This window comes from Dehalococcoidales bacterium (assembly GCA_030698765.1).
Taxonomy (GTDB): Bacteria; Chloroflexota; Dehalococcoidia; order Dehalococcoidales; family UBA2162; genus JAUYMF01.
This window is the reverse complement of sequence record JAUYMF010000084.1, coordinates 1-11,841: the sequence shown is the minus strand read 5'-3', so window position 1 is coordinate 11,841 and position 11,841 is coordinate 1. Positions and strand designations below refer to the sequence as shown.

Below are 11,841 nucleotides of genomic sequence, written 5' to 3'. Positions count from 1 at the left end.
ATTCCCCAAAAAGTGCGAAGGGTAGCGCACAGGAAAAGCTACTCAAGAGGAGGAGAGATGAAGCGAAAATTCATATGGCTGGGAATGAGCTGGCTCGTGGTATTATCCCTGGTACTGGCGTCCTGCGCCCCGACCACACCCACCACACCCACTACGCCGACCACACCCACCACACCAACAACTCCAACTACGCCCACCTCACCGACAACACCCACCACACCTACGACACCGACGACTCCGACTGTGCCAACTGAAATACCGGAATACGGAGGTATACTCTACTACACTACGGCCAGTCCATTTACAGGCAGGTTCGACCCTGTTTATACCCACCAGGCTTCAACTTATACCGTGTCTCTCACCAACGAGAACCTCTACGTTGGAGATTGGGCAAAGGGACCGGCCGGAACCGGCGAGACCAACTTTGAGACGTGGGTGCCGCTAATTAATCTGAATGCCCCGGCTATAGCTGAGAGCTACGAGTTACCCGATGACGAGACCATCATCTACCATATCCGCAAGGGAGTCCGCTTTCACCTCAATCCGGACAGTGAAGCCAGCCGGCTGGTGGCAGGCAGAGAACTCGTGGCTGACGATATCGTTTTCTCTATCAATCGCGCGTATCAGACAGAGGGAGCCATCTTCAAAGCCAGAATGACACCCCCGGAACATCCGGTATCGGTAACAGCCCTGGACAAATATACCGTCGAGTTAAAAGGTACCAAAGGGTGGCTCCAGTCCCTGTTTGAGGCCACGTACAGCTTCCTGGCAATCTTTCCCCCCGAGCCGGTGGGAAAATTTGGGGCCAATGCCTATTCAGACTGGAGAAATAATGTGGGCACCGGCGCATTCATGCTGGTGGACTTCGTCGCTGACAGCTCGGCTACCTTCTCCAGGAACCCTGACTATTACATGACAGACCCGGTTGGCCCGGGAAAAGGGAACCAGTTGCCCTACATAGATGGCGCCAAGATGCTCATCATTTCTGACAGGTCAACCAGGCTGGCGGCATTTCGTACCGCCAAGATACACCAGCTATCACGCATTGCCTGGGAAGACTTCGCGACCCTGGAGCAGACTACACCCGAGCTGGAAAATTTTGCGGAACCCCCGTTAGACCCGCAGGTAATAGCGATGAGGATGGACAGGCCGGAACAGCCCTGGCATAACATCAATGTCAGACACGCATTGCAGATGGCCATCAATGAAGATGAGATAGTCAGCGAATATTTTGGCGGCCGCGCTGAAAAGCTGGCTTTCCCGGCAGCCCCTATCTCCATGTACATGTCTCACTACACTCCGCTTGAGGAGCAGTCACAGATTGTCCGGGATATTTTCAGCTATAACCCGGATAAAGCCAAGCAGCTCCTGGCTGAGGCTGGTTATCCCAACGGCTTCAAAATGGAAGTAATTGCCCTGGCTGATGATGTCGACCTGCTGTCACTGGTGAAAAACTACTGGAGTAAGGTAGGGATTGACCTGGACATTTCCGTCAAGGAAAGGGGTGTCTGGACTTCCATCGGGCGGGGGAGGACACATGAGGAAGCCTACTTTAGCGGTGGCTCCGTAGTCACGCCTTACGCCTGGCACAAGTTCCAGCCGCTGGACTACATCAATGCCAGCCTGGTTGATGACCCGGTAATGAACCAGGCGCAGGAAGACTTTAAGCAAGTCTACGTGTTTGATGAACCCAAGGCAGCCGCTATCGTCAAAGAGGCTTACAAATACGCCCTTGAGCAAGCCTGGTACATTGCACTGCCCGGCCCCTTCACCTATACGGCATGGTGGCCATGGGTCAAGAACTACCACGGCGAGTGGATCGTTGGCTACACCACTCCCTACAACTGGCCTACCTGGGTCTGGATTGACCAGGGACTGATGAAATCCATGGGCTACTGACACCCAATTATTACAAAAACAGTTGCTCCAAAGGGGGGATGGCGGTTATAAACCGCCATCCCCCCTCTCACTTTTACGACTGACTTAGCGGTCAACCAGACCGGTTCCGGTTACATATGTTATAATCTCCCTCAGCAACACACTTTTATCAATCAACAATTACCGGGAGAAGCTAACGAAATTGCAGCACAGCCGGACTCAAACCTTAGAAAGCACGCCAATCTTCTCCAGCCTGAACAAAGACGAGCTTAATGAACTCGCTGCCCTCGCCAACGAACGCTGCTTTATGTCAAATAAATTTATCTTCTGGGAAGGAGATGAAGCCCGCTGGTTCTATATCCTTACTGAAGGACAGGTGAAAGTTATCAAGCACTCCTCGTCCGGAAAGGAATTTGTCATCGCTTTCTTTGGGCCGGGGGAAATGTTCGGCGAGGTCGCCGTTTTCGAAGATAAGCCCTATCCAGCTTCATCTCAGGCTGTAACTAAAACCAGAGTGCTGGAGATTAAAAAGGACGACTTCCTTTCTTTTCTGGCCAATCACCCCCGGGTAGCCCTCAAGATTATCAACGTGCTGGGCGGAAGACTCAGAGATGCGCAGAACCGCCTGCGCGACCTGGCCAGTGAGAGGGTTGAACAACGGCTGGCCGGCATACTGCTGATGCTCTCTTCAAAGCTGGGCACTACCCTGCCCTTCACCCGCCAGGACATCGCCAACATGGCGGGTACAACCACCGAAACGACAATACGGGTTATGACCAACCTCAAGAACCGGGGAATCATCCGCTCCAGCCGCGGCCAGATAGTTATCACCAACCAGGAAAAACTTAAACTCCTGAGTGAAGGGCCGCCACAAGTATAGTCCCGGTACCCGGCTTCCGCCAGTCGTTATATGATGCAAATCATAGTCAGCAATACCGACACGTTATAAGATATACTTAAAGTAGTATTCCAGTAGACGAGGTGACAGAATGTACAGCAAGTGTCCGGGGCAGGATTTAAGGAAGCTACGGGTGTCCCTGTACAAATGCCCCAACTGCAGCGCTGAAGTGGAAATCTTCTCTGACGAAATGAGAGTAAAATGCCATCAGTGCGGTGAAGTGGTCTACCGTGATAAAATGCCTTCCTGCATTGACTGGTGCGCTTCGGCACGGCAATGCCTGGGCGAGGAAAGGTGGCGGGAGGTTAAAGACAATTTCCAGCCGAGCTGATTACTTTCGGAAGATAAAGGAGCAGTTAATGACAACAAGAACGTTAAGAAAAATCATAAAAATTGATGAGGAAATGTGCACCGGCTGCGGTATCTGCGTCCCGTCCTGTGTTGAGGGCGCCCTGCAGATTGTTGATGGTAAGGCAAAACTCATCAGCGAGAGGTATTGTGACGGCCTGGCGGCCTGCATCGGAGAGTGCCCTGAAGGAGCGCTCACCATCGAAGAGAGGACCGCCGAGGAATTTGATGAGGAGGCGGTCAAACTATTCATGGAACAGGACAAATCTGCCGGAGATGAATTACCGTGTGGTTGTCCCTCATCAACGGTAACTCAATTCGCCAGTCCGGACACGGCGGAAGCCGCCCCCGGCACAGCGGCACCCCAGCCGTCAATGTTAACCCAGTGGCCGGTACAGCTTACCCTCGTTCCGCCAGCAGCGCCTTTCCTGCAAGGTACCGACCTGATGCTGACGGCGGACTGTGTTCCCTTTGCTCACGCCGCCTTTCACCGGGACTTGCTGAGAGACCACAGCCTGCTGGTCGCCTGTCCCAAGCTTGATGATTTCCAGGCGCACCTGCAGAAACTTGGAGAAATCCTGCGCCAATCAGACGTCAAAAGCCTGACGGTAGTCCACATGGAAGTACCCTGCTGCTTCGGACTGGTACACATGGCACAACAGGCGGTACAATCGAGTGGGAAGGATATCCCCTTCCGGGAAATAACCGTCGGCGTCAGGGGCGACCTCAAACCTTGATAGAGAGCCTGAACCAGTCTGAATGATGAAGAATAGTAGGCTGAACTTTGAAGCTGATTGCAAGACCACCGCCATGGGTATCATGCCCCACCGGGACATCGAGAGTGCCATGAAACTGGCCCTTAGTCTGGACGTCACCTTCTTTCCTCAGCTACCCAATATCAGCTTCTACGAAGATATGTATGTGCAGACGTCACAGAACTTTCCGGGGATAACCGTCGACACTGAAAATGCAAAGATAACCTTTGATACCAACCGTTTTGAAGAGGAGTTGAACGATTACTCCCGGAAGATGACCGAGCCGGAGACCTTTGCCCTGAGCCAGCAGTATTCAGCTACCTACCGGCGCTTCCTGGCTGAAGACCTCAGCGGCTATCCGGCTGTCCGCGGGCAAATAACGGGGCCGGTCAGCTTCGGTTTCAGGGTGACTGACGAGAACTCCAGACCTATCATTTATAATGAAGGAGTCAGGGCACTGCTCTACGACTTTATCCAGAAGAAGGTCAACCTCCAGTACCGGCAACTCAAGGCAAAGAATGAGAACGCCTTTGTCTGGATGGACGAGCCCGGACTGGGCTGGGTCTTCAGCGGCTTGTCAGGCTACAATGATATGCAAGCCAAACAGGACTATCAGGACTTCATGGCTGGTTTTGAAGGACTCAGAGCGTTGCACCTCTGTGCCAGCGTCAACCTGCAGTACCTGTTAACCATGGGCGTGGAAGTGCTATCATTTGATGCCTATCAAATGGAGATAATGCCCAAAGGATACGCCAGTGATATCGCCGATTTCATCAAGAATGGCGGTATTATATCATGGGGCATCGTCCCCACTGATTCAGACAATCTCAACCGAGAGACTCCGGAGACGCTGGCGGAACGCCTTTCAACTTACTGGGAGGTGGTATCCCTGAATACTGACTTAAGTTCCCGACAAATCGCCCGGCAGGCCTTGATCGCACCGGCGCGGTGCTGCCTTAAGAATGCGGGGCGGGTCGGCGCCAGTGATGAAGCCGCAACTTGCGAAAATAGCACTGACCTAACCGTTGAGGAACAGCTCGTCGAGAAGGCTTTTTCCTATCTGGGAGAGCTCTCCGGGATATTGAAAGACAAATTCAGGCTGTAATCACCCGGAGTCAGCCAGAGCTGTTACCATTTCAATCTTCCTTTAGCATCAGACCATCTGCCCGCTGTCATCAAAAATAGTACTGGTACTTATTGACAAGGGCAAGCATTATTCCTTACGCTATCATATAGACCCATCCCGATTTGTAATAGACCAGGCGAATAGAAATAACCGGGGGAGAAGCGAAATGACGACGAGAGAGATCAGACCCGGAACCCACTGGGTGGGGGCAGTGGACTGGAACCGGCGGCTGTTTGATGCGCTGATACCGCTGCCCGATGGTACCAGTTACAACTCTTACCTGATTAAGGGGAGTGAGAAAACAGCCCTTATCGACACGGTAGACCCCAGCATGCGGGATGTGCTGCTAAATCACCTGGCCGAGCTTGGCATTGAAAACCTGGACTATGTAGTCGCCCATCACGCCGAGCAGGACCACTCCGGCACTATCCCCGTCATCCTGGAGAAATACCCGCAGGCAAAAGTCGTCACCAATCTCAGGTGCAAGGGAATGCTCATTGACCTGCTGCCGATTCCGGAAGACAGGTTCATCATAATCAACGACCGTGAGACCCTGTCCCTGGGCGACAAAACCCTGGAATTCGTCTATACCCCCTGGGTGCACTGGCCGGAGACGATGTCCTCCTACCTGAAAGAACAGAAAATACTGTTCTCCTGCGATTTCTTCGGTGCTCATCTGGCCACCAGCGATCTGTTTGTCACTGATGAATGGCAATCCCATGAAGCGGCCAAGAGGTATTACGCCGAAATCATGATGCCCTTCCGCAGCAACATCCATCAGAACCTGGAAAACCTGAAGAGCTACGCTATTGACATCATCGCCACCAGCCACGGCCCTATCTATAACCGGCCGGAATTTATACTGGATGCCTACCACCACTGGGTCTTTGATGAACCGGGAAACATCGTCGTTTTGCCCTATGTCTCCATGCACGGCAGCACCTATGAGATGGTCAACTACTTAACCGGAGCTTTAGTCCGGAGCGGGGTCACCGTCAAACAGTTCGACATGACCGTAACCGATTCCGGGAAGCTGGCGATAGCGCTGGTAGACGCCGCTACCGTTGTCCTCGGCGTGCCTACCGTACTCGCCGGCGCTCATCCCAGTATCGCCTACGCCACCTCTCTGACCAATGCCCTCCGGCCTAAACTAAAGTTTATCTCTATTATCGGTTCCTACGGCTGGGGAGGCAAGACAGTCGAGCAACTCACCGGCATGATCTCCAGTCTGAAGGTGGAAATACTGGAGCCGGTACTCTGTAAAGGCTTCCCCAGGGAAGCTGATTTCAGGGCGCTGGACAATCTGGCGGCTACCATCGCCGTAAAGCACCGGGAAAACAATTTCTCCTGAGACGAATTGAGCCCGCCGGTAATACCGGAACGAAGCCGGTAAGGGTAAAAAGGGAAACGTACTCAGTCTATTTCATGAAAAGAGAAGGCTGGCGGTAGCTACCGCCAGCCTTCGTTACTTCTGTCTTCCGGTATGACCCGGTACCTAGTAACCCATTGACTTCTTCAGGGCCGTGTCAATCCAGACATGTTTGGTCCAGTAGTGGCGCGTTGAAATACCCAGGTAGTCCTCACCATGGTAGTTCTTCAGCCACGGCTGCCACATGTGGTACACCATAGGTGATGGGAACTGGATGGCGAAGGCCTGTTCAATCTCCCACTGCTTGAACTCCTTCATCAATGGCCAGAGAGAAGGCTCATCAAAGATGTAGTCCGCCCTGGTATCCAGATATACCTGGTTGGCGTACGGGTCATCCACACGGGAAACGTTTGAGGTATCGGTGGGATTGGTGGGGTGGAAGGCGAACGCCGTCGACGCCGACAAGTCTCCGTAAACAGCGTGCTTGTGCTGCGCGCCCTCAGAGATGGAGATAAACACGGTACGCTCTTTTACCTGGATATCCAGATTAACGCCGATTCGACTCAGGTATTCTCTCAGAAGGGTTAACTCGTCAGCGGTTCTTTCCTCGGTAATCACTTCAATCGTAAAACCGTTCGGATAGCCGGCCTCAGCCAGGATCTGTTTCGCTTTCTCCGGGTTATAGCTGTACATCTCCCGGACTGTCTCGTTCTGCTCCTCCATCGGCGTGTACATGGGCATGTGTTCGGGATAGGGTACTATCGGGTAAGCCAGGGCGCCGTTACCGCGGAAGTAGTCTTTGATGATGGTATCGTAATCAATCGCCATCACCATCGCCTGGCGGACTTTGACATCGTACCAGGGTAGTTCCGGTTTATCCACTCTTACTTCCAGTCCGCCCGGAGCCCGGCTCAGATACCTCACATACTCCAGGTCAGGGTTGGTCTTGAGCATCTGCTCGGCATCTTCCCAGGTAAGCCCGGCCTTGCCCGGGGGCTCTCCCGGCAGAACATCCACCTTGGCCGTACGTAATGCTGACATACGGGTGGACCGGTCCGAAATGATGAACAGCTTAACGCCATCCAGGTAAGGCAGTTGCTGCCCCTTGCCCGGGCCAACGGGGTCCACCTGCCAGTAATCAGGGTTCTTCTTGTACGTCAACACGCTGTCCGCGATATAGTCGGTAATGATAAACGGTCCCGTGCCCACCATGGCCGGCCAGTCCCGCATCTTGTTGTACTTCTCATACACTTCCGGCGGGAAGATAGCACTGAAGTCAGAAGCATTGTACATTACCGAGCTGGCTGTTCCCGGCTTCATGTGAATCACCACGGTATACTTGTCCGTCGCCTCAATGAGGCTAGGTCTTTCCTCGGGTATTATCCTGGCCTGCCAATGTCCCTCCGGGTCGAAGTACCAGGCATTAAGGGAATAGGCCACGTCTTCCGCAGTCATTTCCCTACCGCCAACCAGCCGCGCCGCCTCGCTGTCCGGGTCCAGCGCCCAGTGTACGCCCTTACGGATATGGAAAATCAGGGTCTCATCATCAGGCATTTCATAGCTCTCCGCCAGACGGGGGCCGAAGAACTGGAAACTGCCGACAAATACCAGGTAGCCTACTTCGTTAGTACCGGCGGGTCCTTTCGCCCAGTCTCCTCCCCAGAGCGCCTCCAGGGCGAAGTTATTGGCCGGAGTCGAGGACTTGTGAATCAAGACAGGGGCGAAACCGCGTATTGAGGTACTATCAACGGTATTCAGCACTCCGCCATACCGGGGAACCTCTGTCGCCGGTGTCGAGGGTGTTGTTGGGGTTGTTGGAGTCGTCGGTGTCGTGGGGGTTGTCGGTGTCGTCGGTGTCGTGGGGGTTGTCGGGGTTGTCGGCGCTGACGGGGCACAGGATGCCAGCACCAGAGACAGTACCATCACACCGCTCACCACCAACCAGATGAACTTGCTTCTCATTCTTCCTCCTTTTTTACTCCTGTCAGGGCAATAGCAAAACACTACTACCCTTACTCATTTATATATGAATTATATATGAATGGGTTTGAAGCTTACTTGTTACATCAAGTGCGGAAAACCCAGTGACACTAGTGTGCTTATGATATCAACATGCAGAAAGATTTGTCAAGTCCCCTTATGTCACCAGCGCAGTGGCCGGCCTGGCTAAAATCCCCCTCCGCTCCAGGTCCCGGACTACGTAGTCCAGACCCAGCCCCTCAAGGGTCTCCCTGGCAGGAATACCATCACCGTCCCATCCCCTCACTTTGTACCACTCATCAACCCACTTGTTGAAGAGGACTTTATCCGCCTTGTATGTTCCCGGGGCTGGCGGTATCGTAAAATATCTGTCAGGCAACATGTCATCCTTTCGCCGGAGACCCGCCCGGACATTGTATCCCCGCACCAGGTTCACCACCCTCTTCGCCATCTCCGTCGCCATCGCTTCATCAATATCAATACCGGTAACCGCGGAGACCAGTTCGGCATAGAAAGCCCGGCTGTTCACCGGCAGCGGCTCATAATGACCGGTCCAGAAATAGCAGAGACCGGCGAGGTCAGCCAGATTGAAGATTTCCTCATTATAGGTCATATATTTTATCGTGCCTTCATAGTCAGCCCCGGTAGGGTCAGGAGGGGTCTGCACATATCTTTTATAATCTTCAGGATAGTGGAAACCCCAGGAGTCAATGAAGTCCTTTCCTCGTTTCCAGATGGCGGCCGGAGTAGTGCCCAGAAGTTTGGTCGTATCCGCCTTATCATTAATCGCCTCGGACAGGCCGAGATAGCCCTCTCGCCTGAAGGGGTGCTGGTCATATTTTTTTACATGATAGGCGTAATATTCCGCCCCGCGGCCTATCCGCTGCGCCGCCCGGTAAGTGCCGTCAGCCAGCAAGTCACCAATGCCCTCACGGTGGGCAATCTTGTCAACTAAAGACAAGGCTACTTCAGCATTTCCCCACTCGAGGTGCATTCCGTCAGTGTCTTCTTTGGTCAGAATACCCCGCTCATACAAATCTATGGCGAAAGCAATCTGGTTCGAGAGCGCCATGCTGTCCAGCCCGTACTTCTGCACCAAATCATAAAAGGCCAGGGTAAAGTCCATATCAAATATCTTGGTGGCGACGATACCCATTCCCCATGATGTGCATTTGATAACCATATACCCGCCGTCCGAGCGGGCGTAAGCCCGGTGGCAGTGCTGCGGGCAGTTATAACAGGCCACCCGCCGGTCCGTTTTCTCCTCCATGAACTCCTGCGCCATTTTCCCCACGCCGTCAATCTTTTCTTTAAGCTCGGGGAAGACCGCCCCGCTGCGGTTGCCATAACCGGCTTGCCGGGTGTATCCCTGAACATTCTGGCGTCCGAAATTGGCGAAAACCTCTTCCCTTATTGTCTCTGACCGGTCCAGGAGCTGCCCGCACAGCTCGGCGACTCTTGCCGGGTCGGCAATGTTAAGGTCTTTAGTACCGCGGACGACGATAGCCTTCAGCATCTTATCTCCCATGATGGCGCCCACGCCACCCCGGCTGGCGCTGGCCCCGGAACCGCTTTCCGCGGTAGCCGTAAAGACCCGGTTCTCACCGGCAGGGCCGATGCACAGGATTTCAAAATCATCCTTGTCCATCTCCTCCCGGAGGAGGCGCTGGGTTTCAAAGGTATCTTTCCCCCAGAGATGACGGGCATCACGCAGCTCCAGCCGGTCATCATCTATCCACAGGTATACCGGAGAAGGAGACTTGCCGGAGAAGATTACCGTGTCATAGCCGGCGTGTTTCAATGCCGGGCCGAAATAACCGCCCAGGCTGGAGTACGAGTGGATTCCCATTATCGGAGAAAGATATGTGATAGTAGCGCGATTAGCCGACGGTACAATAGTGCCGGTGAGGGCGCCTGTACCTACGATTAACAAATTATCGGGAGAAAAAGGCTCAACTTCAGGAGGCACCCTGTCCCACAGTATCCTGGCGTTTGTCCCTTTCCCTCCCAGGTAAAGTTCAGTCAATTTGGGGTCGTTCTGCACCTTCTCGATAGTCTTCCGCGACAAGTCTATCTCGACATCAACACCCGTTAAACCGTATCGCATTTCGCACCCCCTTCTCCAAGGTGACCAAGTTGCAACCCACTATATAAACTTCGACCAAATATTAGGTGATATCCGGCCTGTGGTATAGGACTTTTGTCTTATGCAAACTTGAATGACACTTCTTTCACGGCACATACCCCATCCTGAATTGATGCCTTTCAAGCGCTCTTAAAGAGAAGACTCCCCCCAAATAAAAGATACAACGATGACCTGACAGGCGTCAAGTCACTGTGCGGTCCGACTCCCGTATCGGAGTACGGGACAAGCTTCGTCGGTATGGTTATGGGGCATACTAACGAAGCGTTAGAAACACTAAGCAGGGGGGCCTTGCCCCCCTGCTTACTTAAAGTTTACTTTTTCACTTCTCCAGGCAGCAACCTGGCAATTCGGCACCACCCTGAATGGATACCTCCCCAGTCAGCGTTACGGCGTCTCGATTTCAGTTGCCCGCAAACTTCCATCCGCCTCCACCACGAACTCTACGCGAGCCGTCACCCCTGCGGCAAGGCCTGTGTCCAATACCGTGCCGGCATCAGTCTTGAAGGTCTTACCACCGATTACCCACGTATTGGCACCCATGGACTCGATGACACCGCTGAAGTGGAAGTTCTCATATACCCCGACTCCAGACGCTGTTGTCTCTATCTCCTTGGCGACGTTCTCACCGTTAGCGATGGTGAACTCCACAGTGGCCACCACGCCGGATGCCAGGCCGGTGTCAAGCATGGTCGTGTTGCTAACCTTAAAGCTCTTGCCGCCAATTACCCAGGTATCAGCGCCCATCGACTCGATAACTCCGGTAAACTTGAAATCTTCTCCCGGCCCGGCAGCATGAGCTTCTGTCTCTATTTTGATAGCTGTGTTCTGACCGTCAACAATGCTAAATTCTACCGTGGCGATAACACCGTTCGCCAGGCCGGTATCCAGCATGGTAGCGCTGGTAACACGGAAGCTCTTGCCGCCAATTACCCAGGTATCGGCGCCCATGGATTCGATGATACCGGTATAATGGAAGTCATCGTCAGGTTCGACTCCCGGCGCTGCCGTTTCGATTTTTACGGCGGTGTTCACTCCATTGGCAATACTAAACTCTACCGTGGCGATAACGCCGTTCGCCAGACCGGTATCCAGCATGGTAGCGCTGGTGACACGGAAGCTCTTGCCGCCAATTACCCAGGTATCGGCGCCCATGGATTCGATGATACCGGTAAAATGAAAATCTTCACCAGGTTCCGTTGGTGTCGTGGGTGTAGTTGGAGTTGTCGGTGTGGTCGGAGTCGTCGGACTTGTCGGTGTGGTTGGCGTCGTCGGTGTAGTCGGAGTTGCAGGTGTGGTCGGTGTGGTCGGAGTAGTTGGCGCATTAGGTGTGACGGGTTCCTC

Annotated in this window: 9 protein-coding genes; 6 read left to right on the top strand and 3 right to left on the bottom strand. The window is 53.5% G+C overall.

What is annotated here, in order from left to right:
• Window positions 1–57 precede the first annotated feature (57 nt).
• The 6 genes from Q8Q07_03865 to Q8Q07_03840 all read left to right on the top strand — a co-directional run bounded on the left by Q8Q07_03865 (window position 58) and on the right by Q8Q07_03840 (window position 6,356).
• Window positions 58–1,899, top strand: a complete 1,842-nt coding sequence (locus Q8Q07_03865; GenBank protein ID MDP3879427.1) for an ABC transporter substrate-binding protein — start codon at window positions 58–60, stop codon at window positions 1,897–1,899.
• Between the two features lie 181 nt (window positions 1,900–2,080).
• The gene (locus Q8Q07_03860; GenBank protein ID MDP3879426.1) at window positions 2,081–2,758 is read left to right on the top strand and encodes a Crp/Fnr family transcriptional regulator; all 678 of its coding nucleotides are present in this window, start codon (window positions 2,081–2,083) and stop codon (window positions 2,756–2,758) included.
• 109 nt (window positions 2,759–2,867) lie between these two features.
• Entirely contained in the window at window positions 2,868–3,107 is a 240-nt protein-coding gene (locus Q8Q07_03855) for a hypothetical protein (GenBank protein MDP3879425.1), read from the top strand.
• A 28-nt stretch (window positions 3,108–3,135) separates the two neighbouring features.
• Window positions 3,136–3,861, top strand: coding sequence for a 4Fe-4S binding protein (locus tag Q8Q07_03850; GenBank protein MDP3879424.1), 726 nt, complete (start codon window positions 3,136–3,138; stop codon window positions 3,859–3,861).
• Between the two features lie 22 nt (window positions 3,862–3,883).
• Complete coding sequence (locus Q8Q07_03845) at window positions 3,884–4,984, top strand: hypothetical protein (GenBank protein ID MDP3879423.1); 1,101 nt, start codon at window positions 3,884–3,886, stop codon at window positions 4,982–4,984.
• 187 nt (window positions 4,985–5,171) lie between these two features.
• Window positions 5,172–6,356: an FprA family A-type flavoprotein gene (locus Q8Q07_03840; protein MDP3879422.1), complete on the top strand. Its 1,185-nt coding sequence runs from the start codon at window positions 5,172–5,174 to the stop codon at window positions 6,354–6,356.
• Between the two features lie 144 nt (window positions 6,357–6,500).
• On the opposite strand, the gene Q8Q07_03835 is transcribed toward Q8Q07_03840, so the two are convergent.
• The 3 genes from Q8Q07_03835 to Q8Q07_03825 all read right to left on the bottom strand — a co-directional run.
• Window positions 6,501–8,336: an ABC transporter substrate-binding protein gene (locus Q8Q07_03835; GenBank protein ID MDP3879421.1), complete on the bottom strand. Its 1,836-nt coding sequence runs from the start codon at window positions 8,334–8,336 to the stop codon at window positions 6,501–6,503.
• Window positions 8,337–8,511: 175 nt separating this feature from the next.
• Window positions 8,512–10,461 (bottom strand): aldehyde ferredoxin oxidoreductase C-terminal domain-containing protein, encoded by a 1,950-nt coding sequence (locus tag Q8Q07_03830; protein MDP3879420.1) that lies wholly within the window; start codon window positions 10,459–10,461, stop codon window positions 8,512–8,514.
• A 423-nt stretch (window positions 10,462–10,884) separates the two neighbouring features.
• Window positions 10,885–11,841 (bottom strand): DUF5666 domain-containing protein (locus Q8Q07_03825; protein MDP3879419.1); only part of this gene is annotated, 957 nt, incomplete at its 5' end.